The sequence below is a fragment of the Gracilibacillus sp. Marseille-QA3620 genome, from assembly GCF_054950035.1.
This window is the reverse complement of record NZ_CM143102.1, coordinates 2,797,122-2,820,048: the sequence shown is the minus strand read 5'-3', so window position 1 is coordinate 2,820,048 and position 22,927 is coordinate 2,797,122. Positions and strand designations below refer to the sequence as shown.

The window sequence follows — 22,927 nt, the reverse complement described above, 5'->3', positions numbered from 1 at the left end:
GTGGTGGAAACAAGTACTTATGTCAGATGGAAAATTAAGTAAACAAATTGTATGCTTGAATAAGAGGAATCCATCACGAAACTCCCTCTATTAGACCCTTCCCCCGTGTCTTCATTTCACCATCCTAACCGTTCGTATGCCAATTCAATAAAGAGGAGGAACGATATGAAAAAAGCCACCCCGATTCTGCTTAGCACCTTGGTTGCTGTTTCTATATTTATTCCGTCCGGAGGTCAAACGATGACAAATGCAAAAGGACATTCCGAGCCCGCCCATTATTGGGATGAGCCCGGACGCATGCTGCCGATTCTCATTCCTTCAAGTGCACGAATGGCCGGCATGAAGCAGTCGGCCCTGGATGATATTGATCAAGCAATCGGCCAGTATATTGAGAGCGGCTTAACCCCTGGTGCAGTCACCTTTGTTGCCAGAAGCGGCCATATCGTTCAAAAGGATGCTTATGGCTATTCGGCTGTTTATACGGACGATAAGTTCACCGAGATGGACAAGCCAATTGTAATGAAAACAGACACGATATTTGACGTAGCTTCTATTAGTAAGCTTTTTACGACAACGGCTGTCATGATGCTATATGAGCAAGGATTCTTCCAGCTGGATGACCCTGTTGCCATGCATCTGCCAGAGTTTTCGGCAAAAGGCAAGGAGGATATCACTATCAGGCAGCTATTGACTCATACGTCTGGATTTGCGGCCGGGAAGGCTTTGTATGCAGAGGAGGGTACGCGGGAAAGCCGCATTCAATCTGTACTAGGTCATGGATTGATCAATGAACCAGGGACAACCTATTTATACAGTGATTTAAACATGATTACACTGGGAGCCTTGGTGGAGAAATGGAGCGGTCTCAGGCAGGATGAATTTGTGAAGAAAGCAATCACAGAGCCGCTTGGCATGAAGGATACGATGTATAATCCTCCCGCAAATCTAAAGCAGCGTATCGCTGCAACCGAATATCAGCCAAAGATTGGCCGCGGTCTGGTCTGGGGTGAGGTGCATGATGAGAATGCATGGTCGCTTGACGGGGTGGCCGGTCATGCCGGCGTTTTCTCGACAGCGAAGGATTTAGCGATTCTTACCCATGCCTATCTGAATGACGGGAAATACGGCAAGATGCGCATTCTGAAGAAGAAAACGATTGATTTGATTATGAAGAACTATAACACCGCATTTCCGGGCAATGAACATGGCCTTGGCTTTGAACTGAATCAGGGCTGGTATATGGATTCGCTTGCGGACACATTCTCTGCCGGTCATACAGGTTATACAGGAACCGCACTTGTGATGAGTCCTTCTAATCAAACGATTGCCATTGTTCTCACAAACCGAGTACACCCGACCCGTAATACGCCTTCTATTAATCCAATTAGGCGAAGCTTTGCCAGAGAGGTCGGCGACAGCATTCCAGTGAAGGTCAAGAAGGGAAGCCATACGTGGTTTGCAGGCTATGGCGATCAATTGCACCATACGCTGACTGCCAAGGTGAACACGAAAGAGAAGGCGGAGTTAAGCTTCGGCACCTGGTTCAGGATTGAAGAAGGAAGCGATAACGGATATGTGGAAATATCCTCAGACGGGAAGACGTATACAAGCGTGAAACAATTTACCGGTAAAAGCGATGATTGGGAAAAGGAAAAAATTCAGATTCCCGCTGGGACGAAATCCATCCGTTTCTCCTACAAGACAGATGCAAGCGTCAATGGACGGGGCTGGTATGTACAGGATGCGAGCTTAAAGGGGAAGCATGGCAAGAAACAGCCGCTGACATTTGAAGCAGATGGATTTGAGCGCAGAAATGATTAAACATTAGGGAGGGAATGAATGATGAGAAAGAGGAAATGGTTCTTGCTTTTACTAGGGTTGAGCGTCATTTTGACAGCAGGCTTCAGCAGTCCATCTAAGAAAAAGCCGCCAAAGCCGGATGATGGCATTCAGGATGTTGTCATCTATCAAAACCTGCCTGAAGTTGAGCGTCATATTGCCGGAAATAGTGTGCAAATGGAAGCGATAAAGGTATATAAGGATGGTCATTTTACCAAGACAGATGACGTGAAATGGTCGGTCGCAAATAAGAAAATAGCGAAGATTACGGCAGCAGGGACATTGACGCTGACGGGGAAATCCGGGATAGCGGTTATTCATGCTAAGTCCGGCAAGAAAAGCGATACAGCTTTTCTAACAGTAGACAAGAAGGGAAAAGCCTCCTTCCGCACCATGAAGCAGAAACGGTATCAGCTTGCCGACTATGCAGTCAGCAAAATGACGATTGAAGAGAAGCTCGGGCAAATGCTCATGCCTGATTACCGGAACTGGAACGGTCAGAACGTGACAGAAATGCTTCCGGAAATTGAACAGCAAGTGAAGGACTTTGATTTGGGAGGGGTAATCCTTTTCCGTGAGAATGTCGTCACGACCGAGCAAACGGCCCGTCTTGTTGATGCCTATCAAAAGGCTTCGGAGAAATACGGAATGTTTGTCTCGATTGACCAAGAGGGCGGAATTGTCACAAGGCTTCAATCCGGCACAGATATGCCGGGCAATATGGCGCTAGGTGCGACTCGCTCCAGCGAAATCACGAAAGATGTGGCGCGCGCAATTGGCGAGGAGCTTGGCTCACTCGGCATCAATACAAACTTCGCCCCTTCGCTTGATGTGAATAATAATCCTGACAACCCGGTCATCGGCGTCCGCTCCTTCAGTGAGAATCCACAGCTCACCGCTGAGCTTGGCACCGCTTATATAGAAGGGATGCAGGAAACCGGTACAATCGCAACGGCCAAGCATTTCCCAGGTCATGGTGATACAGCGGTTGATTCCCATGTCGGTCTGCCGGAGGTACCATATGAAATGGACCGCTTGAAGGAAGTCGAGCTTTATCCATTCCAGCAGGCGATGAATGCAGGGGTAGATGCGATTATGTCTGCGCATATCACCTTCCCTAAGATTGATGAGACGAAGGTCATCTCCAAAAAGACCGGTGAAGAAGTTTCGTTGCCGGCTACTCTTTCCCACAGGATTCTAACGGGTCTGATTAGGGAGGAAATGAATTATGATGGCTTGATTGTGACTGACGCCATGAATATGGGAGCTATTACTGAACATTATGGAACAGTCGATGCAGCCATCATGACGGTCAAGGCAGGAACAGATATTGTTCTCATGCCGGTAGGGCTTGAGGCAGTGAGGGCCGGATTACTCGAAGCCATTGCGAGCGGAGAGATTAAGGAAAAACGAATCAATGCTTCCGTGAAACGAATCCTTTCACTCAAGATCAAGCGCGGTATCTTCAAGGAAGAATCACCTGATCCGATTGAGGACCGTATCGCAGAGGCACTGCAGACAGTAGGCTCCCCAGAACATAAAGTCATTGAGAAAACAGCTGCTGAGAAATCCATTACATTAGTCAAGAATGCTGAGAATGTCCTGCCGTTAAGAGGATTGGAGCAATCAGCGAAGATTGTCGTTATTGGTTCTACTTATAACCAAGACCTATACAATGCCATTAAAGAAAAGCATGCAGGCACGAGTGTCATTAATCTCCCATCAAGTTATCAACTGACAGAGGCACAAAAGGTGCAGCTGCGTGAGGCAGATTATATCATCATCGGCAGCCATACATCGAATGTGGCCGCAAGACTGCCAAGCCATCCGCAAATGCAGCGAATCAATGATCTAATTGCGAACTATGAGGCACCGGCGATTGCGGTGGCGATTCGCAACCCATATGACATCATGTCCTATCCAGAGGTGGATGCCTATATTGCCCAATACGGGTTCCGTACCGCAAGCTTCAACGCGACCGCTGCAGCCATATTCGGTGAAATCAATCCGAGCGGGAAGCTGCCAGTCACAATTCCAGCCGGACAAGGTGAAACCCTTTATCCATTTGGTCACGGCTTATCCTATTAATCCATTTTGAAGGAGGCTTTATATGCTGAAGAAAAGTGTCGCTCTTCTATTCACATTTGTCCTGATTTTATCGACCATCTCTTTCGTACAAGCAGGCCACAAGGGGAAGCATAAATCAAAGGACCTAAAGCTCGGCGTGGATGTTGTTTTAAGCAGTGAGAAGGATTTGCTAAAAGGGAAAAGGGTCGGCCTGATTACGAATCCGACCGGTGTTGACAAAGACTTGAACAGCATCGTGGACCGCTTTTATCAGGATAAGGATATTAATCTCACGGCCCTTTATGGTCCAGAGCATGGGGTAAGGGGCGATGCTCAGGCTGGAAGCTATGTCGATTTCTACATTGATGAAACGACCGGTCTTCCGGTTTACAGTCTTTACGGAAAGACGCGGAAACCAACTCCAGAGATGCTCGAAGATGTCGATGTACTCGTATTTGACATCCAGGATGTCGGTACACGCTTCTATACGTATATTTACACAATGGCATTGGCGATGGAAGCAGCCGAGGAAAAGGGAATTCCGTTCGTCGTCCTTGATCGCCCGAATCCGCTTGGCGGTCTGAAGGTGGAAGGACCGATTCTTGAAGCACCTGAGTATGCTAGCTTCATCGGTCAATATGAAATCCCGCTCAGACATGGGATGACGGTTGGGGAACTGGCCAAGCTATTTAATAAGGAGTTCGGCATTGGCGCAGATTTGAAGGTCGTCAAGATGAAGAATTGGAAGAGGCAGATGAATTATGAGGATACAGGACTCGAGTGGGTGCTCCCATCCCCGAATATGCCGACGCTTGATACGGCTTATGCCTATCCGGGAACCGGATTGATTGAAGGAACGAATCTATCGGAAGGGCGCGGCACGACCAAGCCTTTCGAATTGCTCGGAGCCCCGTTCATAAACAGCACCGAGCTTGCCAGAGAGCTGAACAAGCTGAAGCTGAAAGGCGTTGAATTCCGAGCAGCCTCCTTTACGCCGACATTCTCCAAGCACAGCGGAGTGCTGACTCATGGTGTACAGGTTCATATCACAGATTATGATGATTTCGTTCCACTTGAGACGGGACTCCATATCGTCAAGACTGTCCATGATCTGTATCCGGAAGAATTTGAATTCCGGGCTGAGGACAGCAAGGGTATTTCCTTTTTCGACTTGCTCATCGGTAATGGCTGGGTTCGCGATGATATTGAAGCAGGGAAATCAGTCAAGCAAATCAAGCAGAAGTGGGAGCGGGATTTGAAGGGATTCCTGAAGGTACGCTCGAAGTATTTGCTTTATTAATAGAAGGGAAGAAGCTTGAAGGGGAGAGAATCCTTTTTAAGCTTCTTTTTTTGTACGGTGGTCCATATCCTTTATTCAATCCGGTTTGAATTTGTTGAGGGGGAATGCTGCTGTCATGTTACCTAGTGAAAGATACTTTGGTCAATTAGAGCTCGTATATGCCTTTTATGGAGCGATGCCTACTGGTGTGACTGTGTCAGAAACAGGTCGTATATTTGTTTGCTTTCCAAAATGGGGAGATGATGTACCATTTACGGTAGCTGAAATAACAGGTGGCCAATTGGTGCCATATCCGAATATTGAGACAAACACAGCTAAACAGGGGAACCTCACCGCTTCCTTCATTAGTGTGCAAAGTGTCATTGCTGATGGGATAGGCACTCTTTGGATATTGGACACGGCTGCGCCGAATTTCTCACAGCCCATAATAGGGGGAGCGAAATTAATCGCTGTTGATTTAAAAACCAATACAATCAGAAAAGTATATCCCTTCTCAGAGGATGTGCTCCTGCCAACGACGTATTTGAATGATGTTCGCTTTGATTTTCGTGTGGGTAAAGCAGGGATTGCTTATATAACGGATTCTTCCTCTGAGGGACCAGGGGGCATTATCGTCTTGAATTTAGATGACGGATCAGCGTTTAGGAGATTAAATGGAGCGGCATCCACTTCGCCTGACCCTTATTTTATACCAAAAGTAGAAGGGGAAATCTTGATGAACCGATTGGAAGACGGCTCCACTTCTCCTTTGAGCATTTCAGCTGATGGGATTGCCATTTCCCCAATTTCCCCTGATGGGAAGAGACTGTTTTTCTGCCCATTGACAAGCCGTCATCTGTACGCGATATCAACGGAAGCCCTTAGAGACCAATCGATAGCGGATGCGGATTTACCCTATCATGTGGAGTACTGGGGAGAAAAGGGCGCATCTGATGGACTGATTACCGATGCGAAAGGTTCTGTATATGTTGGAGACTATGAGAATAATAGTATTCGGAAAATCTGGCCGGACGGCCGCATGGAAACCATTGCCCATGACCCAAGAATTTTATGGGCGGATACCCTGTCCATTGGTCCGGATCACTACCTCTATTTCATTGTGAATCAATTGCATCGGCAGGCAAAATATCATTATGGAAGAGACCTCAGGCAAAAGCCCTATGGTTTACTTCGTTTAAAAATTGACGAAGGGCCTGCACCCGCCTTTTGAGATTGAGTTCTATCTACGGTTACACCTTTAATAATCGTTTAAGAGGAGAGGAGCTGTTCATTTACTAAGAGGTTATGGAGCTAAGAGTCACATCTTCGCCCATACCTCCTCATTTCCGCCCTTAAACGATTGGATTTCTTCCTTAAACTACCGGAAGCAAGCTAGATTTAAGGAAGAAAAGTAGTCTCCTCTACGCCGTAAGATTAAACTTTGACAAGCCGAGGCTTTTTTGGAAGAAATTATCGATTTTTTAACCTGGATAACGCCAAAACTAATCCAAGTTTGAGTTTCAGATGCACTGAGGGTTTAACCAATAAAAAAAGACGAACACTAATCGTTCGTCTTCTACGATTGCAAGCTCCAAATCAACCCGCAGTATCCGCATAGCACAACCATCATTCCCATCAAGAAGGTACTAAGGGGAGGGAATTTCCTTATATAAGAGGTAATCATTAATACGGCAAACATGATGGTCATAAGGAAGAGCGCGATGCTTGTCCCACCCGGTGCCCAATGAACGATGAGATTGGTTTGGAAGGTTCCTTGATAGAATAATAAGAACATATCGGACACCATATTCTCTGTAATGGTCACTTCATGTGGCGGGGCCTGCTGTCCTAATGAGGCGGTTACAGTGAAAATCAGCAGGATGATGACGCTCTCCCACTTCACCCATTGGCGCGGATCCCACTCAGGTGAGGCATTCACTTTCCTTCTTATTAATAGGCTGTTGATGAAGGCATAGAGGAAGAGCGGGATAATCAATAGATGCTTTAGCAGTAAGGCTTGACCGTACGGCAGCATCCAGCTGTTAACATAGTCCTTGAATTCGATAGCAAAATTCATCAGCACAAGACCAGTTACGGCTGTCCCAAGAAAACAAATAACCGCAACAGGTGTGAACCAGGCTAGGAACTTGGCCCAGTTCGCATGGTTTTTTGAAAACCAGCTGACCAGAAGGAGAATGCCAGCCCAAATACTGACGACCGTTACATGAATGGTGTGGCTCAGAAAGCCGACAACCTGGTCGTATGAACTGGCATGACTTGACCAGCCCATCGCAATAATCAGCATGAGCGTCATGGCCATACCGACCCAGGCGTAACCCGGTTTCCTGTCATAATCGAACCAGACAAGGAATAGAAACAGGAAGGTCGCAATAAAGTAAGTCAATATCCATGCCTTGCCAGCTTCAAAGGTAAACAGAACGGATTGTAGAACCGCCCCTAAGTTAATTCCATCATATAAGTAGGCGATGATTTGCCAAACCGGTACGAATGAAAGAAAGGCAATTCCTCCGGATGCGAGCAAAAGCCAGGCTTTGCGGATATGGATTTCAGGCCGGTAAGCTGATGGAATAAGAAGGAGAATGAAGCTCCCCGTTAGTACAGCAAAGCAGAGATAGAGCAGGGCTTGACTAATGATGACAAGAATGAGCATCTTTATTTCTTCCTTCTAACCATTAGCCAGAGACTGCCGGCCAAGATGATGGCAGCCACTCCAATGATGACTGGCATAACCGCAGACCCTTCATCGTTCTCGGCCTGTTGATCCTTTGTCACTTCAGGTTCTCGTGCTGCTTCCTCTGTTGCCTCTTCCTCTATTCCTTCTGTTTCTGGCTCTTTTTCCTCTGTTACGGGAACATTGACCGTGAACTCAATAGAATCCTTGATTGGATGGCCGTCAGCACCAATGATATCCCAGGCTGCCACATAGGTATCATTAACTAAAGGCTCTGCCATCTTGACGGTAATGGTATCCTGATTGATGCTGACGCTTTCTATTTGTTCCTCATTTCCGTCTGTCCCGGTTACGGTAACCTTGCTGTTTTCTTCCACCTTCGTGGAGTATATAAGCGTCAATTCTTGAAGGGGCGTTGTTATTTCATCACCGGCAGCAGGAGTAGACTCCTTTAGGGCTGTGTGTGCCCAAGCATGATCAGTGAACAACAGAAAGGTTAAGGCAAAAATGCCTGCAATTTTTTTACTCATACATATCTCCTCTTGACAAATTATGGTTTTCTATGTAGATTGTGGACGAATTAACCTAATCGTATCAAAAGCCAAATGAGATTGTCTAACTGAAAGACCGCTAGTTTCATGTTAAAAGATTGAGGAGGAAACAATTTTGACACAAGTACAGAGGAAGGCTGCCCTGGTCACCGGTGCGAGTGACTCAAGGGATATTGGGACCGCTATTTGCCGTCAGCTGGCCAGCCAAGGCTTTGATGTGTTCTTTACGCATTGGAAGGCGGACCAGAAGTGGATAGGTATATTGCAGCGGGAATTGGAGGGATCAGGTGTGCGGTGTGAAGGAGTAGAGATGGATCTATCTGAGGCGGATGCCGCGGTGCAGCTGCTCAATACCGCTCAATCATCCATTGGTATTCCTGTCGTATTGGTGAATAATGCAGCCCATTCCGTTCGGGATGGATATGAGAATTTGGATGCAACCATCTTGGATGAGCATTATCAGGTCAATATGAGGACAACCTTCCTGCTTTCGGTGGAATTTGCCCGCCGCTTAAAAGAAGCCGGAATGCGGGGCGGAAGAATTATCAACCTCACCTCTGGGCAGGATCTTGGCCCAATGCCAGGCGAGCTTGCTTATGCAGCCACGAAGGGAGCCGTTACAGCCTTCACGAAAACATTGTCAGCAGAGCTCGCGCATGAGGACATAACGGTTAATGCGGTGAATCCGGGACCGACTGATTCCACCTGGATGGATGAAGGAATACGTGAGCATTTATTGCCTAAATTTCCGATGGGCCGTATTGGCCAGCCGACTGACGCCGCTAAACTGATTGGCTTTTTAGCCAGTGAAGAAGCGGGATGGATTACGGGCCAGGTGATTCATTCGGAGGGAGGATTCCTGCGTGGGTAATTAAATTCGCCTGCTGTAATGCAAGCTTACATACCCATCCTGTTCACTGCTGGAATAACTTCTTTTCTCAGCCATGAATCGGAATCCACGTGCTTCATAGAAAGGAATCGCTTTCTGATTGTCTTTGGCTACAGCTACTTGCTGCTCAGTCGCCCCCCATTCCTTCTGCTGGGCAGTGACGGCATTGAGGAGAAGTGTGCCGATTCCTTCGCCGCGACGGCCTGGATCTAGATAGAGGACATAGAGTTCACCAAGTGTCTCATGAACCATTCCGCCTCCTGCAGCACCGATGACTTGCCCGTTTTCTACGGCTACAAAATATCCGCCCCATTCGCGGGAGTGTTCGGTCACTTCTTTTTCAATGCGCTCCACATTGTAAAATTCCTTAATGACCCGTTCGATATAGTCTTCAGATCGCAGGTCTGGATAGGTTGCGCGATAGCCTGCGGAGCATACATCCTGAATTCCTTTTACATGAGTTAAGTCAGCAAGTGTAATTTCAATCATGACGACCTCCGTTTTGGAAAAATATTACAAGTATAATCTATTATACTATAATGCGCGAATATTTTTACGATAAGCTTGACAGCGAAAAAGCCTATTCCGCATGATGGAATAGGAATCGATTAAAAGAGTGTGGTAATGAAAAGGGAGTTGAGGTTAATATGCCCATACGGAATTCAGCAAAAGCAGTCATTATAAAGGATGGCTCTGTACTGTTGACAAAGAATCAGCATGAAGATGTCCTATTCTACCTGTTTCCCGGCGGCGGTCAGGAGCATGGCGAGACATTGGAGGATGCCTTGAAACGGGAATGCATCGAGGAGATTGGCCAGGAAATCATGATCGGCGAGCTGCTTCATATCCGGGAATACATTGGAAAGAATCATGAGCATGCCTCCTATGACAAGGATATCCATCAGGTTGAATTTTTCTTTGCATGTAAGCTAGCCAGTCCACAGAAGAATCACGGCCAACCAACCAGACCGGATGATTATCAGGTAGGGGTGGAATGGATTCCGTTAACAGAGCTCAAGACTATCCCTGTTTATCCAAAGAAGCTTGGAGCCATACTCACCAATACAGAGAAAAGCCCATTCTACTTGGGCGATATCAATTAGAGGGGGAAGAATACAGGATGATTAAGGCAATTATTTTTGATTTTGATGGATTGATCTTTGATACAGAAACATGTGAGCTGAAATCCTTCGAGGAGCTTTATGCAAAATACGGGGTGACATTCCCGAAAGAAGAATGGCTGAAGATTATCGGTACCATCTCGACATATGACCCGTACGCCTCATTGATGGCAGCTGTTCCGCACTTAAATATGAACGACCTCATGGTTGAACGGGAAAGCTTTTTTGAAAAAATTGTTGAGGGCGAGAGTGTGAGAGAGGGTGTAAAGGAATACATAGAGAGAGGGAAAGAGCTTGGGCTAAAAGTAGCCATCGCCTCCAGTTCGTCTAGAAGATGGATTGAAAAGTATCTTGGTGTCATCGGACTCGACATTTCTCTTTTTGATGTCATCTGTACATCAGATGACGTCAAAAATGTAAAACCAGATCCAGAGCTGTATGAAAAGGTATTAAGTCATTTTGGCATTAAACCGGATGAGGCGATTGTTTTTGAGGATTCCGCAAATGGTTCGCTTGCTGCCATTCGTGCCAATATCCCATGTGTTATCGTACCGAATGAAGTCACAAAGGGATTAATCTTTGATGAACGAGTGGTTTTACGCTTAAATTCAAAGAAGGATATGGAGCTTGATCGTGTAATTGAATTTATCAGCTCTCTCAAATAAGCAAAAAGAGAGGTGGGAATTTCCCATCTCTCTTAGTATTTACGCGGAATGATATAGCCGTTTTCAATGCAATTGAAGCCAATTTTCGGATAATAATCCATCGCAATGGGAGAGGCAAGCAAAATAAGGGCAGCTTCTTCGCCAATCTCCCTTTCCACTTCCTGTATCAGCTCCTTGCCGATGCCTTTATGCTGGTACTCTTGGTCCACTGCCAAGTCAGATAAATAGCAGCAGTAGCTATAATCCGTTAAGGCCCTAGCAACGCCGACCAGACGCTCTTTATCCCAGGCTGTAATCAGAATATCAGCATGATGGAGCATCCTCTCAAGCCTTGGCTTATCCTCTACGGGTCTTCGGATGCCTGAAGCCTTGAACACCTCTGACAGCTGCTCGGCGGTAATCCGGTCATTTTTTCGGTAATGAATCTCTCCCATATGGCACCTCCTGCCTTCAGATAACCTACTATTTCGACAAAAATCAGCAGATATCCTGCTGACGAAGGGGTGAATAATTGAAGATGTTTCAGAAAGAATTCTATCAACAGGAATGGTCTTATGTCATTCGGCAGGCACGGAAAGAGGATGCAAAGGAATTAGCGGAAGTCAGGCTGAGGATTGATGGAGAAACCGTATATATGGACCGGGAACGAGGTGAAGATTATTTAGATTCCGAGGCATTCAGCCGCATCATAGAGCAAGATGACGAAAAGGAGAACCATTTGTTCCTAGTTGCAGAAGCAAAAGGGCAGATTGCCGGGTTCTCCCGCTGTATTGGGAATGATTTAAGGAGAAGCGCCCATAGAGCAGAATTTGGGGTATGCGTTCTTCAAGAATTCTGGGGACATGGCATAGGCAGACACTTACTTGAAGAGTCAATCAAATGGGCAGATGAAATTGGGCTTGAAAAAATCACGTTAACCGTCCTTAAAACAAACACAAAAGCGATCCATCTTTATGAGGAAAACGGGTTCGAAGTGGAAGGAATCTTGAAGAAGGATAAGCGGTTATCTGATGGAACCTACTATGATACTCTCATTATGAGCAGATTCAAGGAGGAATTTCCATTATCTAAAGGGAATGTTTAATAGAGTCGAGCTGTATAGGAGAATATCATGCGAATGTACCATACATTCATGCTTATTTTTATGACAATCTTTCTCTTAATCACCACAACCGGGTTCTGGGCTGGGATTCCACTATTTGTTTTATCCGAGTTCTTATATCAAACGAGGCTGTCTGGAATTGTTCCATTCGCTTTGACCAGCTTGAGTGTGGGCGTTTGCTTTTCTATCGTATGTATCTCGCTGCACCTATCAATAGCGGCAAGGAAGGAGCAAGCAACACTTCATGCCTTTTGGCAAATACAAGGCATCTCGATCTTGCTTGCGGGATTATTGTTTGGCCTTTTTTATTGATGGGCTTCTCTGTTCGGTGATGTAAGTGTTAGTGAGTGAAAGAAGGAAGATTGGGGAGAAATACATGTTAACGGTCAAAAATATCAGTATAGCAGCTTCTATCGTGCTTATCACAGCCATTGGCACTTCAGGCATCTATGAGTGGCTAACAGAGAAAACACTGAACCCTTCTGCCATCTTCTTTCTATCCCTAGGAATTGGCTTCTTATTTCAAGCGATGACGTGGGGAGAGATAGATGGAAAGCAAGAAGGGGAAAAGGATGAAAGGGAGAAATATATCACTCTCTTAAGCTCAAAAATCAGCTACTTCGTCTTATTAATCATGATGATTCTCATTTTATTCATATCTGAAGGTTTCACAGCTATGAATGATTTGGAAAATATTCCTTTAGTCATTGTGATTGGACTAGCGTGGATTACTTTGCCGATTACTGAATTCATTGTTTCAAAGAAATATAGACATCGTTTGAATGAAAAAATCGAATAATAGAGGGCATTAATCGAGAAGGATTGATGTCCTTTTTCTTGTGGTCGACGGTTTGAGAAAAGGAATTCATGGAAGGGATGTAGAATAAGGTAATTTTACCATAGTGAGGAGGAATAAAGGATGGATGTGAGATACCCAATCGGCTCGTTTCAATATGATGGTGAGATGGATATGGAAGTGGTTAATAAGTGGGTCAAGGAGATTGAAGAACTGCCGCGTATGCTGCAGGATGCTGTAAAAGATTTAGATGACGAACAGCTTGATACGCCCTACCGTCTGGATGGATGGACGATTCGCCAGGTCATTCATCATCTCGCTGATAGTCATATGAATGCCTATATTCGCTTGAAGCTTGCATTAACAGAGGAAAGTCCTGTCGTTAAAACGTATGATGAAACGAAATGGGCTGAGTTGAATGATTATCAATTCTCTGTTGAAGGTTCTTTGCTGCTTTTGAAAGGGTTGCATAAACGCTGGGCTGAGCTGCTTCGTACCTTGAGTCAATCAGAAATGGAGAAGACATTCATTCATCCAGATTTAGGGGAAGTCTTGACTTATCAAAATATCGGGATGTATGCGTGGCATGGGAAGCATCATCTTGCCCATATTACGTCCTTGCTTGAGCAGAAGGGTTGGTGAGTGATTGGGATGATTCCAGGGTATGCACAGGTACAGGAATCAGGTGCGTTTCTTAAAAGAAAGGGCGTCATGAGCAGAAAGGCAGGGTCGTTTTCCGTTTCGCCGCTGGCCATTGGCACGCATTTAGGGGAAATGAACAGGGTGGATTCGCTGCTTTATCAAGAGGCGATTCTTTGTGCTGTTGATAGAGGCATAAATATGGTGGATACGGCCTTGAATTATCGGGGGATGAGGTCGGAGCGGGATATTGGGGAATGTTTGACGGAGGCAGCAGCGGCTGGACACTTGAAGAGAGAAGAGATTGTCATTTCCACGAAAGCAGGCATTCTTCCAGGAGATATTGATGCCGCGCTGGTGCCGAAGAATTATCTTCGTGAAGTCCTGCTGAAGAGAGAAATCATTCAACCGGATGAGATTCAAGTCTTGAATCATTATAAGCATGTATTGAGCCCGTCTTATTTTGAGTTCGCGATTGGGGAGAGCCGGAAACATATGAATATCGAGACAATCGATCTCTATTTTGTGCACAATCCAGAGTATTCCTTGATTCCCCTTGGAGAAAGAGAATTTTACCGGCAGCTTACACGATTGTTTATGAAGCTGGAGGATGAGGCGGCACTCGGGCATATCAGGCATTATGGAATCGCCACGTGGGATGGGCTGATCAGTTCGCCTGAGGCAGTGGGCTATTTGTCACTTGAAAGAATCATCACTTGTGCGAGAGAAGCAGGGGGAGAAGAGCATCATTTTGCTTTCATCCAATTACCGCTGAACCCAGATAAACCTGAAGCACGGCAGTTTCAGAATCAGCGGGTAAAAGGAAGGTGGCTGACCGTGATAGAAGCTGCTCATGAATTAGGGATTCATGTTACCGTGAGCTCCCCATTGCAGGCAGGAGCCGTGCCGGAGAAAAAGCAAGCCTTGTCCACTGTCCTTCAAACAGAAGGTATTCTTGCTGCCATGGTCGGCATGAAAAGAAAGGAACATGTAGAAGAAAATATAGAGGCCATTCTAATTTAATAATTTCTCGAAGGCTGACCGTTTCGTTCCATCCTCTACATAAATTACGCCGCAATGCGTATATCCGTTTTTCTTGATGACATGCTGCATAGGAGAATTATCTTCATGCGTGTCAATTTTGATACTTGGAAGACGGTAGTGCAGGCAGAGAAGTTCAATCTGCCTCATGACCTCATGAGAGAGGCCTTTGCCTTTATGATTTCGTGCTACAGCCAAACGGTGGATAACCGCATAATTCCCTGTGGAGAGCCAGTCACCCTCATAGATCCTTTCATACGTTTCTTCTCCGTCAAAGGAGACAGCAGCGGTTGCGATGATGTTCCCTTCTTCAAGGAAGACATACCCATAGCCGCAATCCATATCGTGAAGAATGACTTCCTTAGACGGGTATCCATTCTGCCATTGGTCAATTCCGAGCTCCTTTAAGCTTTCTTGCGCATCCTTAATGATTTCCATGATTCGAGAAAGGTCAGCGTGTTCAGCTTTTCTACATTCCATTTTTCTCCTCTTTTCTATCTTTGACTAACATCTGATCCAACACATAGGCAATGACCATTCCGGCTGTATAACGAATAAGATCAATCATCAAGAATCCTTTTCCGAGCACAAGCGCTCCGATGGTTGTGCTTCTGATAGCATTGATCCAATCTGCCTGATAAAGCTGACTGAATTCTATGGCAAAGCAAAAGCAAAGGCTGAGTATGACGGATAAGCCCGGTGCCCTGTTAGACAAGAGGAAACGGAAACCAAAATAAACCATCATCGCCCATATTGCATCACCGGCATGGTCTGCCAGAAAGCCCGGCAGTATGTCTCCGAGCCTTCTTGATAGGAGACCGAACACGATGGTGCCAAGGAAGCCCGATAGATAGTACAGCCTTTTACTCATCATTATCACTCTTTAATCATTTTTTGAAGCTCATTATACCATATGTGTCCGTTCTTGAGCTTTTCATACCGGTCATCATAGGCAAGAAATTCAAGGGCCTGCTTAATGTCCTCTGGTCTTTTCTCGGAAAAGGCTTTCTCGACGGCTTTTGCGGTTTCCTTGTCATATAGATGCTCACGCCAGGCATGAATCAGAAACCAACCTGGCAGATATACAGCAAGCAGAAAAACAGGAGACTGATTGAATTCGATTCCGAGTAGACAGATAATCACCATAAAAGAAGACATAAAAAATGTATGAGGTCTAATTAATTCTGAAAATGGATCTTTTTGTCTATCTATGACTAGAAGGACTAGAAGTAAGGGCAGAGCAGCCCAGACAATAAATTCTCCGCTTGTATCACGAAAGAAATACGATAAGATGGTGCCGCAAAGTATAACGGAGAGGACAATGACCGCTATTCGCTTCATAGAATCACTCCTTTCTATAAGACTATACAATCATTTTACCATTTAATGTTAGGGTTTGGGTGTGGGAAAGGGAGGATGCAGGATGGAAAATCTCATAAAAGAGACAAGTTATTTCACTTTGCATATATTAGCTGATGGAATCTATGCCGCTATGGCAAAGCCGGGACAAGGAGCGTGGAGTAATGCCGGCATCGTTGATTTAGGGGAAGAGGTGCTGGTATTTGATTCACTCGGAACGCCTTCTGCCGGAATAGAGCTGAGAAGACAGGCTGAAGAGATAACAGGTAAGCCAGTCAAATATCTTGTGAACAGCCATTATCACGGTGACCATGTGTTTGGCAATCAAGCCTTTAAGGATGTACCGATCATTGCGACCTCTGAGACGCTTAGATTAGGTCTTGAAAACCAAATGGGTGAACTTGAAAAGGAAGAGCAGGAGATGAGGGATTACCTGCTGCACCTAAAGAATCAGCAGATGAAAGCAGTGGATGAAATCACGAAGGCAAGCTTCGTTAATCAATATGAAGAGATAGCGAAATTATTGGAAGACCTGCCGATTTTGGAAATCATCCTTCCTACTTTCATTTTTGAGGAAAAGCTGATGATTAGAGGTACGAAGCGCCAGGTGGAAATCGTTTGTTACGGGGGAGGCCATACCCCGAGTGATACGTTCATGTACATACCCGATGTGAAAATCGCCTTCATGGGCGATCTGCTGACGGAAAGGCTACATCTCCCTATTGTAGACCCGATTCAGCTTCAAACCATTTTGCAAAGCGTAAAACAAATGGAGATTGAGACCTATGTGCCTGGACATGGAAACGCAGGCGATCAATCTTTATGTGAGGATCTGCTTCATTATTAAAGCTTTTTAATGGATAAGGCAAAGGAAGCACATGAAAAGAATGAAGATATGGAGACGTTCCTTTCTCGATTGGAAATGCCTAAGGAATTTGCTGATTGGAAGGGCATAAATGGAATCAGGGCTAATTTAATGACGGCTTACCGTTGTGGCGAAATATAGGAGTTCGGAAAGAATTTACTCGATATTTTAGAGGTTTTATTTAAGGGGTAACTAAATCTATAAGATAAGTACCACGCAAAAGGGAGAATATATTTCCAGGGAAATGTCAATGGGTGGTGCGGGCCTTCACACAAGGCGTGGGGCGTTATGGAAAAGAATGGTGCAGGTATGAAAATCACTGATTCTGGCAGAGGGAATCGTTGAGAACAGAGGAGAGAAAAGATTTGAGGATAAAGAAAGAGCCGATTCGTTTAATAAGAATCGGCTCCTTCTTTATGAATGGGGTATGTAGGACTCGAACCTACGACCTGATGATTAAGAGTCAACTGCTCTACCAGCTAAGCTAATACCCCGTTAGATTATGTATTTATTATATACATAGCGTAATAAGATTTGCAAAATAATTGCTTGTGTTAATTTTTAGAGCATTTGGAAGGATAAAGGGGTTGAAAATGAAGCGTTTTCACCGTGATAAACACCAAAAGGATATTATGCCTAAAAAATGTTTATAGCGTGATTTTTCGCTTCCATCATGATTATAGGGATTCTCTAAAGCAAAAAGGGAAATCGAGTTGGGGACGCTTTTTCCGATATAAACCAATTCTAACTCAACAATAAAATGAATTATGCGGGCAAATTCGGTGAAAACTAGAATTTGCCCCTTTTTATTATGAACGAATTATTACCTTCATTTATTTCACTAATCGGGTTGATGAGACGAGATAAGAGGCATATAATTTATATATGAACACATACTCATATATTCACATATAAATAGTAGCAGGCTGGAGGTGTAACTTATCTTGATGGAGGAAAATAAACCTTGTGGAGATTTGGATGAAGAAACATTATTTCTTGTGTCACAAACCTTTAAGGCGTTGAGTGATCCGACAAGAATTCGTATCTTGAATTTGCTTTGTACAGAGGAACATTCCGTCACAGAAATTGCCGATCTTCTAAACTTAGGGCAATCAACCGTATCCCATCAATTGCGTTTTTTGAAGCAGCTCCGCTTAGTGAAATTCAGGAGAGAGGGCACGACATTATACTATTCTAAGGATGACGATCATATTATGCATCTTTTAATGCAGGCAATCGAACATGCTGCCCATCATTAAAGAAACATCAAGGAGGAGATTTACATGGGACATGATCATGACCATTCACATGCACATACATCGAATAAAAAGGTGCTGCTAGTATCCTTTATCATTATAACGGCCTTTATGTTTGTGGAAGCGGTTGGAGGTTATTTGACGAATAGCTTGGCCCTTTTATCAGATGCGGGACATATGCTAAGTGATTCCGTATCACTTGGAATTGCCCTCCTTGCTTTTATGTTAGGGGAAAAGACACCAAGTCAAAGCAAGACATATGGGTATAAACGCTTTGAAATATTGGCCGCTGTTTTGAATGGGGTAACCCTCATCTTAATTGCCCTTTATATTTTTTATGAAGCGATTGAGCGGTTCGCCAATCCACCTGAGGTTGCGACTTCAGGCATGCTTGCGATTAGCATCATCGGATTATTGGTTAATATATTTGTTGCCTGGTTCATGATGAGAGGCGGAGGGACAGAAGAAAACTTGAATATGCGCGGAGCCTACCTGCATGTGCTTAGTGATATGCTTGGGTCGATAGGAGCAATTGCGGCGGCCCTTCTCATGATGTTCTTCGGCTGGGGCTGGGCGGATCCGCTTGCAAGTGTCATTGTGGCCGTGCTTGTGCTTCGCAGTGGGTATTATGTCACAAAATCCAGCTTGCACGTCTTAATGGAGGGGACACCAACGAATGTAGATGTTCAGAACGTCATCGAGACGATTGAAGGGAAGAAGGGCATCAAAGGGATTCATGACCTTCACGTCTGGTCCATCACGAGCGGATTTAACGCGATGTCCTGCCACGCAGTCGTAGACAGCAACTTAACCATTGCAGAAAGTGAAAAAATGCTCCAGGATATCGAGCATGACCTCGGTCATATCGGCATTCAGCATGTCACGATCCAGCTCGAAACCCCTGGTCATCTTCATGAGGATTCCCTTCTTTGCAAAGCGAAGGGGGAAGACGGACACGGCCATCATCACCATCATCATCATTGAGAAAAGCACGCCTTTGTGGCGTGTTTTTTTGTGAAAACAAATGGAATATTCTGCATGATGTGTTAAAATTCTTTTCAACTATATAAGGGGGGATAGTTGTGAAGAGTTGTTTTATATGTGAGAAGCATGCAGGTAACATCGAAACGGCTGGAGTGGCCATTTATGAAGACCAGTATCTTTATGTTGGGCATATTGACCGGAACGGCAGACCAAATTATTTAGGGCATATCATGATTGATTTGAAAAGACATGTCCCGACACTAGCAGAGATGACCATCGACGAAGCTAAGGCTTTCGGTGTCATGATGTCAAGGGTCAGTAAAGCACTGAAGGAGTCAGAAGGGGCAGAGCATATTTATTCACTCGTCTCTGGAAATTCCGTTCCGCATCTGCATATGCATCTCGTTGCACGCTATCCGAATACCCCGAAAGAATATTGGGGACCCATGGATGTGTACGATTGGGAAGAGGCTCCGATGGGAAGGAATCAGGCTGTTGTGGAACTATGCCGTCGTATAGCCAGTTATCTTGAGGAACATCCATATGAGCAAGAATGAATTAAGCTGGGTTGGAAGCATCGAAGCTTTTCTGGATAAGCCCACTGTCCATCAGATAGGACCGATTGTGGTTGGACGTTATGGCGGGAATTCCAGTGCAGGCCAGTATAAAAATGAGGATGGATGCCTCATTTGGGTGGATTCTGATGAGAATTGGGAATTCACGATGATAGTAGATGCGCATAACACAGCAGAAAGTGCGGAACAAATGATTGAACTGTTTACCCGTGAAAAAAGTCAAATTCAAAAGCTATTATTATCTGAAACTGTTCTGCAAACCTTTAAAAAGATAGAAGAGAAGATTGTATGTATGTTTCAATCGCCAGATTTCCTATCCATTTGCCGAAAAGTACAAGGGGAAACAGCCTGCTTAATATTGGTGAGAAAGGATAAGTATATATGGTGGTTTTCTGTTGGAGACTGCCTTCTTTATCTGTTCCATCCAGACTTGGCTGCGCTCGGCCAATATCAGGTGAATCAGCGGCAGTTCTATGAATGGATTGGGCAAGTGAATACGTTCGAGCAGGAGGTTCCATGCTACAGTACGGGAATCAGGGAATTGAGGAAAGGAGAGAACCGCCTTTTTCTCACAACAGATGGTCTGGTCGAATGCCCGAATGAACCGTTTGCTGATCCTATGAGAATTACGGAATCATTTGATGATGAAGGGGAACAACATAATGTGCTTTCAATGTTAAAGACTATCCAGGAAAATGGAGTGAGGGACAGTACGACGATCCTAACATGGACAGTCGATGTGATGAAGGAAGTGACAATGCCGAGTGATTTCAGAGGCTCTGAAAAGTAAAAATGTCATCAAGGGGTTGGTTTTTAGCAAATATCTTATAAAAAATCCGGGTTTTGGTTAAAAAATGAACCTTAGCTTGTCTTTTCTGATTGTTCGTACTTGGATGGCGATGATTTCTGAATGAAATCATCGCCCTTTCTTCATTTAAGGGCGAAAGCCGACAGAGATTCTCATTACCTATCGCTGCATAATTTCAACTCCACATAAAAAGACTGATCCAGAAGCCAATGCCGTCTTCAGGATCAGTCTCATCTATAAAACCTATTTATTGTTTAACATCTATAATTCGGCCTTCCACACCCGGTGCAACGGTTTGGTCTGGGAAGGATTGAATGTAGTCAGAGAAGATCTCCCAGTCAACAAAGCCTGGCTCACTTACACGTCCGTCAGCATAAATGTCCGCAAAGACACTGTAGCCGTCTCCGCCTTTAGCGGTGAAGATATTCGTGGCTGCATAATAGGTTTCTGTGTCAGAGAGGGCGCTGTATTCACCGTTTTGCAGTACTTCGACCGTTTGAACACGCTGCCCAGTTGGCTTGGAGCTGTCATACGTAAAGCGCATGCCTGAAACCTGAAGGAAGCCGCCGCTTGCTGCAGGTGCATCTTTCACGCTGTGCTCAAGTGCTGTTTTCAGCTCAGATCCTCTGATTTCCATAATCGCTAGGGCGTTGCTGAACGGAAGCACAGTCATCACGTCTGCCAATGTGATCGGTCCAGCCTTCAAGGTTGTCCGGACTCCGCCGCCATTTTGCAGGGCAATCACGGTATTCGGGTTGATGGTTTTGGCTTTAGCCAGCATGCCGTCCGCAATCAAGTTTCCGAGATTTGTCTCTCCGGTTCTTGCGGCAGGGTTGCCTCCAATCAGGTCAACGGTTGTGGAGCCAACGACCTGATTTTTCTTTGCGTCAACAATTGGCTTGTACTTAGCTAGAATTTGCGCGGCTACGGGATCATCTGCAAAGATATAGGAGCCATCGGCATTCTTGGCATCAACGCTGATGAGCTCACCTTCATAGGCGATGACCTTTCCTTTTTTATCAAAGCTGACGTCAAGCTCGCCAAGGAATTTAGAATACTCGTTTGCTTGGACGATGACAGTCGGTTCTTTATACTTTTTGACCACAACAGGCTTATCAAGCTGTGTATGAGAGTGGCCGCCGACAATGACGTCGATGCCTTCAACTTGGTTGGCAAGCTCGAGGTCATTATCCCCGCCGCCATCATTATAGCCGATATGAGTGAGGGCGATAATCTTATCAACACCTTGTTTCTTAAGAGCTTTCACGGATGCTTTAGCTGAAGAGATATAGTCATCAAACTTTACGTCCCCAGGGCTTGAAATACTGGCTGTTTCAGCAGTGGTTAAACCGAAGATGCCGACTTTCTCCCCATTGACGTTTTTGATGATGCCGTCATAGATTTTGCCGTTCTTTGGTTTATTGGTGTACGTATTTAGCTCAAGGTTCTTCATAAGTGTATCCGCGCTGAAATCAACGTTTGCACTTACGAATGGGAACTGGGCTTTTTGCACAAAGGGTGCCAGCGCCTCACTTCCAAGGTCAAATTCATGGTTGCCGAATGTCATTGCATCAAATCCGGCGAGATTCATCAATTCAAGATCAGCCAGACCCTTGAATTCATTGAAATATAAGGTACCGGAGAATACATCACCGGCATGAAGCAGTAAATTGTTCGTGTTTCCTTTGCGGTGGTCATAAATCGCGCTGATTTGTCGTGGTGTGTTTTCAATATTGGCATGTGTATCATTCACATGAAGGACACGCAGCTGATAGTCAGGTGCTTTAATGGCTGATTGGAGCATCGTTAGGAATTCGGACAAGCTGACTCTTTGGCTGTAGCCAAATTTTGTTTCAGAGATTCCATCAGCAATATCATATAGAATGACAGCGCCAATCAGGTCTTTATGCTTTGCTGGTACATCGGTGAAATGAATTTCCGTGCTTCCTTTCAAATCGAACGCTTTCGCAATCCAGACGGCGAGTTCTCCGCGTGTCAGCAGATTATTGCTTCCGAATTTCTTGCCGTTCTTTCCTTCAAGGATGCCGGCATAAGCCAGGCTGTTAATAGCCTTCTGGGATGATTTTGGTACATCGGTAAACCCGGCATTCGGTGCTTTTTTCTTATCAAGCTTTAAGGCACGGGCCATCAAGCTTGCTGCATCAGCACGGGTGATGGAGGTTTGTTTCTTGACGCTTTGCTGTGAAATCCCCAATTCCTGAATAAAGCCAGCTTCACCTTGCCGGTCAGCTGTCTTCGCTCCAGCTGCCGGTACAATCAATGTTCCGGCGAGTGCCGCAATCATTGTGAACGTGGCAATCATACGATAGAACTTTAATCGAAATTTCATATACCGCTCCCCTTTTATTCAATATGACCATTTTCATGGCCTCAATTCC

At 45.1% G+C, this 22,927-nt stretch carries 26 protein-coding genes and 1 tRNA gene; 18 read left to right on the top strand and 9 right to left on the bottom strand.

Translation table 11 applies throughout. The annotated features are described in order from the left end of the window. Positions 1 to 165: 165 nt before the first annotated feature. The 4 genes from ACY8DX_RS14295 (at position 166) to ACY8DX_RS14280 (ending at position 6,416) form a co-directional block, all read left to right on the top strand. The gene (locus ACY8DX_RS14295) at positions 166 to 1,821 is read left to right on the top strand and encodes a serine hydrolase domain-containing protein (RefSeq protein ID WP_049670339.1); all 1,656 of its coding nucleotides are present in this window, start codon (positions 166 to 168) and stop codon (positions 1,819 to 1,821) included. Between the two features lie 18 nt (positions 1,822 to 1,839). Continuing rightward, positions 1,840 to 3,927, top strand: coding sequence for a glycoside hydrolase family 3 protein (locus tag ACY8DX_RS14290; protein WP_462405493.1), 2,088 nt, complete (start codon positions 1,840 to 1,842; stop codon positions 3,925 to 3,927). 25 nt (positions 3,928 to 3,952) lie between these two features. Next, complete coding sequence (locus ACY8DX_RS14285) at positions 3,953 to 5,206, top strand: exo-beta-N-acetylmuramidase NamZ family protein (protein WP_462406953.1); 1,254 nt, start codon at positions 3,953 to 3,955, stop codon at positions 5,204 to 5,206. Between the two features lie 115 nt (positions 5,207 to 5,321). Then, entirely contained in the window at positions 5,322 to 6,416 is a 1,095-nt protein-coding gene (locus ACY8DX_RS14280; RefSeq protein ID WP_462405492.1) for an L-dopachrome tautomerase-related protein, read from the top strand. Positions 6,417 to 6,761: 345 nt separating this feature from the next. On the opposite strand, the gene ACY8DX_RS14275 is transcribed toward ACY8DX_RS14280, so the two are convergent. Further along, positions 6,762 to 7,856: a copper resistance D family protein gene (locus tag ACY8DX_RS14275; RefSeq protein WP_462405491.1), complete on the bottom strand. Its 1,095-nt coding sequence runs from the start codon at positions 7,854 to 7,856 to the stop codon at positions 6,762 to 6,764. 2 nt (positions 7,857 to 7,858) lie between these two features. Next, on the bottom strand, positions 7,859 to 8,407 hold the full coding sequence (locus ACY8DX_RS14270) for a copper resistance CopC family protein (RefSeq protein ID WP_462405490.1): 549 nt from the start codon (positions 8,405 to 8,407) through the stop codon (positions 7,859 to 7,861). Positions 8,408 to 8,543: 136 nt separating this feature from the next. On the opposite strand from ACY8DX_RS14270, the gene ACY8DX_RS14265 reads away from it, so the two are divergent. Next, a complete protein-coding gene (locus ACY8DX_RS14265; protein ID WP_439802058.1) occupies positions 8,544 to 9,299 on the top strand; it encodes an SDR family oxidoreductase in 756 nt (251 codons plus the stop codon). On the opposite strand, the gene ACY8DX_RS14260 is transcribed toward ACY8DX_RS14265, so the two are convergent. Next, positions 9,300 to 9,806, bottom strand: coding sequence for a GNAT family N-acetyltransferase (locus ACY8DX_RS14260; RefSeq protein ID WP_462405489.1), 507 nt, complete (start codon positions 9,804 to 9,806; stop codon positions 9,300 to 9,302). 158 nt (positions 9,807 to 9,964) lie between these two features. Here ACY8DX_RS14260 and ACY8DX_RS14255 point away from each other — a divergent pair, with 158 nt between their 5' ends. Further along, positions 9,965 to 10,420, top strand: coding sequence for an NUDIX domain-containing protein (locus ACY8DX_RS14255; protein ID WP_439802060.1), 456 nt, complete (start codon positions 9,965 to 9,967; stop codon positions 10,418 to 10,420). Positions 10,421 to 10,437: 17 nt separating this feature from the next. Next, the gene (locus tag ACY8DX_RS14250; protein ID WP_462405488.1) at positions 10,438 to 11,103 is read left to right on the top strand and encodes an HAD family hydrolase; all 666 of its coding nucleotides are present in this window, start codon (positions 10,438 to 10,440) and stop codon (positions 11,101 to 11,103) included. Between the two features lie 32 nt (positions 11,104 to 11,135). Here the strand turns inward: ACY8DX_RS14250 and ACY8DX_RS14245 are convergent, their stop codons facing one another. After that, positions 11,136 to 11,537 carry a GNAT family N-acetyltransferase gene (locus tag ACY8DX_RS14245; protein ID WP_462405487.1) on the bottom strand — a complete coding sequence of 134 codons (402 nt, stop codon included), beginning with the start codon at positions 11,535 to 11,537 and terminating at the stop codon, positions 11,136 to 11,138. 83 nt (positions 11,538 to 11,620) lie between these two features. Between ACY8DX_RS14245 and ACY8DX_RS14240 the strand changes: the two genes are divergently transcribed. From ACY8DX_RS14240 to ACY8DX_RS14220, 5 genes are all read left to right on the top strand, one after another. Beyond that, positions 11,621 to 12,187, top strand: coding sequence for a GNAT family N-acetyltransferase (locus tag ACY8DX_RS14240; RefSeq protein WP_439802067.1), 567 nt, complete (start codon positions 11,621 to 11,623; stop codon positions 12,185 to 12,187). Between the two features lie 33 nt (positions 12,188 to 12,220). After that, positions 12,221 to 12,517, top strand: coding sequence for a hypothetical protein (locus ACY8DX_RS14235; protein ID WP_049670350.1), 297 nt, complete (start codon positions 12,221 to 12,223; stop codon positions 12,515 to 12,517). A 25-nt stretch (positions 12,518 to 12,542) separates the two neighbouring features. Further along, the gene (locus ACY8DX_RS14230; RefSeq protein ID WP_462405486.1) at positions 12,543 to 13,004 is read left to right on the top strand and encodes a hypothetical protein; all 462 of its coding nucleotides are present in this window, start codon (positions 12,543 to 12,545) and stop codon (positions 13,002 to 13,004) included. Positions 13,005 to 13,124: 120 nt separating this feature from the next. Then, positions 13,125 to 13,643 (top strand): YfiT family bacillithiol transferase, encoded by a 519-nt coding sequence (locus ACY8DX_RS14225; RefSeq protein WP_049670352.1) that lies wholly within the window; start codon positions 13,125 to 13,127, stop codon positions 13,641 to 13,643. Positions 13,644 to 13,652: 9 nt separating this feature from the next. Then, on the top strand, positions 13,653 to 14,663 hold the full coding sequence (locus tag ACY8DX_RS14220) for an aldo/keto reductase (protein WP_462406952.1): 1,011 nt from the start codon (positions 13,653 to 13,655) through the stop codon (positions 14,661 to 14,663). Here ACY8DX_RS14220 and ACY8DX_RS14215 read toward each other — a convergent pair. From ACY8DX_RS14215 to ACY8DX_RS14205, 3 genes are read right to left on the bottom strand one after another with little or no spacing between them, the layout of a single operon-like run. After that, a complete protein-coding gene (locus ACY8DX_RS14215; protein WP_049670354.1) occupies positions 14,655 to 15,161 on the bottom strand; it encodes a GNAT family N-acetyltransferase in 507 nt (168 codons plus the stop codon). The genes ACY8DX_RS14220 and ACY8DX_RS14215 overlap by 9 nt on opposite strands. Continuing rightward, a complete protein-coding gene (locus ACY8DX_RS14210) occupies positions 15,151 to 15,555 on the bottom strand; it encodes a ribosomal maturation YjgA family protein (protein ID WP_049670355.1) in 405 nt (134 codons plus the stop codon). The genes ACY8DX_RS14215 and ACY8DX_RS14210 overlap by 11 nt, the downstream gene beginning before the upstream one ends. Positions 15,556 to 15,557: 2 nt before the next feature. Next, the gene (locus ACY8DX_RS14205) at positions 15,558 to 16,022 is read right to left on the bottom strand and encodes a hypothetical protein (RefSeq protein ID WP_049670356.1); all 465 of its coding nucleotides are present in this window, start codon (positions 16,020 to 16,022) and stop codon (positions 15,558 to 15,560) included. A gap of 82 nt (positions 16,023 to 16,104) precedes the next feature. Here ACY8DX_RS14205 and ACY8DX_RS14200 point away from each other — a divergent pair, with 82 nt between their 5' ends. Then, positions 16,105 to 16,887 carry an MBL fold metallo-hydrolase gene (locus tag ACY8DX_RS14200; RefSeq protein WP_462405485.1) on the top strand — a complete coding sequence of 261 codons (783 nt, stop codon included), beginning with the start codon at positions 16,105 to 16,107 and terminating at the stop codon, positions 16,885 to 16,887. Positions 16,888 to 16,896: 9 nt separating this feature from the next. Next, the gene (locus ACY8DX_RS14195) at positions 16,897 to 17,046 is read left to right on the top strand and encodes a hypothetical protein (protein ID WP_462405484.1); all 150 of its coding nucleotides are present in this window, start codon (positions 16,897 to 16,899) and stop codon (positions 17,044 to 17,046) included. 280 nt (positions 17,047 to 17,326) lie between these two features. Here ACY8DX_RS14195 and ACY8DX_RS14190 read toward each other — a convergent pair. Beyond that, a tRNA-Lys gene (locus tag ACY8DX_RS14190) sits at positions 17,327 to 17,399 on the bottom strand. A gap of 453 nt (positions 17,400 to 17,852) precedes the next feature. Here ACY8DX_RS14190 and ACY8DX_RS14185 point away from each other — a divergent pair. From ACY8DX_RS14185 to ACY8DX_RS14170, 4 genes are all read left to right on the top strand, one after another. Further along, on the top strand, positions 17,853 to 18,164 hold the full coding sequence (locus ACY8DX_RS14185; RefSeq protein ID WP_049672825.1) for an ArsR/SmtB family transcription factor: 312 nt from the start codon (positions 17,853 to 17,855) through the stop codon (positions 18,162 to 18,164). 24 nt (positions 18,165 to 18,188) lie between these two features. After that, positions 18,189 to 19,145, top strand: a complete 957-nt coding sequence (locus ACY8DX_RS14180) for a cation diffusion facilitator family transporter (RefSeq protein WP_049670359.1) — start codon at positions 18,189 to 18,191, stop codon at positions 19,143 to 19,145. Between the two features lie 98 nt (positions 19,146 to 19,243). After that, positions 19,244 to 19,702 (top strand): HIT family protein, encoded by a 459-nt coding sequence (locus ACY8DX_RS14175; protein WP_082197048.1) that lies wholly within the window; start codon positions 19,244 to 19,246, stop codon positions 19,700 to 19,702. Beyond that, positions 19,689 to 20,510, top strand: a complete 822-nt coding sequence (locus ACY8DX_RS14170; protein WP_462405483.1) for a PP2C family serine/threonine-protein phosphatase — start codon at positions 19,689 to 19,691, stop codon at positions 20,508 to 20,510. Before ACY8DX_RS14175 ends, ACY8DX_RS14170 begins: the two co-directional genes overlap by 14 nt. A 265-nt stretch (positions 20,511 to 20,775) precedes the next feature. Here ACY8DX_RS14170 and ACY8DX_RS14165 read toward each other — a convergent pair whose 3' ends face one another. Next, positions 20,776 to 22,878 carry a 5'-nucleotidase C-terminal domain-containing protein gene (locus tag ACY8DX_RS14165; RefSeq protein WP_462405482.1) on the bottom strand — a complete coding sequence of 701 codons (2,103 nt, stop codon included), beginning with the start codon at positions 22,876 to 22,878 and terminating at the stop codon, positions 20,776 to 20,778. Positions 22,879 to 22,927 lie beyond the last annotated feature (49 nt).

Bases quoted from the DNA above. Each gene is read 5' to 3' on its own strand.
- ACY8DX_RS14180 (WP_049670359.1), top strand. From the start codon at position 18,189: ATGGGACATGATCATGACCATTCACATGCACATACATCGAATAAAAAG.
- ACY8DX_RS14210 (WP_049670355.1), bottom strand. From the start codon at position 15,555: ATGATGAGTAAAAGGCTGTACTATCTATCGGGCTTCCTTGGCACCATC.
- ACY8DX_RS14220 (WP_462406952.1), top strand. From the start codon at position 13,653: ATGATTCCAGGGTATGCACAGGTACAGGAATCAGGTGCGTTTCTTAAA.
- ACY8DX_RS14280 (WP_462405492.1), top strand. From the start codon at position 5,322: ATGTTACCTAGTGAAAGATACTTTGGTCAATTAGAGCTCGTATATGCC.
- ACY8DX_RS14205 (WP_049670356.1), bottom strand. From the start codon at position 16,022: ATGAAGCGAATAGCGGTCATTGTCCTCTCCGTTATACTTTGCGGCACC.
- ACY8DX_RS14225 (WP_049670352.1), top strand. From the start codon at position 13,125: ATGGATGTGAGATACCCAATCGGCTCGTTTCAATATGATGGTGAGATG.
- ACY8DX_RS14235 (WP_049670350.1), top strand. From the start codon at position 12,221: ATGTACCATACATTCATGCTTATTTTTATGACAATCTTTCTCTTAATC.
- ACY8DX_RS14165 (WP_462405482.1), bottom strand. From the start codon at position 22,878: ATGAAATTTCGATTAAAGTTCTATCGTATGATTGCCACGTTCACAATG.
- ACY8DX_RS14240 (WP_439802067.1), top strand. From the start codon at position 11,621: ATGTTTCAGAAAGAATTCTATCAACAGGAATGGTCTTATGTCATTCGG.
- ACY8DX_RS14290 (WP_462405493.1), top strand. From the start codon at position 1,840: ATGATGAGAAAGAGGAAATGGTTCTTGCTTTTACTAGGGTTGAGCGTC.
- ACY8DX_RS14275 (WP_462405491.1), bottom strand. From the start codon at position 7,856: ATGCTCATTCTTGTCATCATTAGTCAAGCCCTGCTCTATCTCTGCTTT.
- ACY8DX_RS14170 (WP_462405483.1), top strand. From the start codon at position 19,689: ATGAGCAAGAATGAATTAAGCTGGGTTGGAAGCATCGAAGCTTTTCTG.
- ACY8DX_RS14215 (WP_049670354.1), bottom strand. From the start codon at position 15,161: ATGGAATGTAGAAAAGCTGAACACGCTGACCTTTCTCGAATCATGGAA.
- ACY8DX_RS14200 (WP_462405485.1), top strand. From the start codon at position 16,105: ATGGAAAATCTCATAAAAGAGACAAGTTATTTCACTTTGCATATATTA.
- ACY8DX_RS14195 (WP_462405484.1), top strand. From the start codon at position 16,897: ATGGATAAGGCAAAGGAAGCACATGAAAAGAATGAAGATATGGAGACG.
- ACY8DX_RS14260 (WP_462405489.1), bottom strand. From the start codon at position 9,806: ATGATTGAAATTACACTTGCTGACTTAACTCATGTAAAAGGAATTCAG.
- ACY8DX_RS14270 (WP_462405490.1), bottom strand. From the start codon at position 8,407: ATGAGTAAAAAAATTGCAGGCATTTTTGCCTTAACCTTTCTGTTGTTC.
- ACY8DX_RS14255 (WP_439802060.1), top strand. From the start codon at position 9,965: ATGCCCATACGGAATTCAGCAAAAGCAGTCATTATAAAGGATGGCTCT.
- ACY8DX_RS14185 (WP_049672825.1), top strand. From the start codon at position 17,853: ATGGAGGAAAATAAACCTTGTGGAGATTTGGATGAAGAAACATTATTT.
- ACY8DX_RS14295 (WP_049670339.1), top strand. From the start codon at position 166: ATGAAAAAAGCCACCCCGATTCTGCTTAGCACCTTGGTTGCTGTTTCT.
- ACY8DX_RS14245 (WP_462405487.1), bottom strand. From the start codon at position 11,537: ATGGGAGAGATTCATTACCGAAAAAATGACCGGATTACCGCCGAGCAG.
- ACY8DX_RS14250 (WP_462405488.1), top strand. From the start codon at position 10,438: ATGATTAAGGCAATTATTTTTGATTTTGATGGATTGATCTTTGATACA.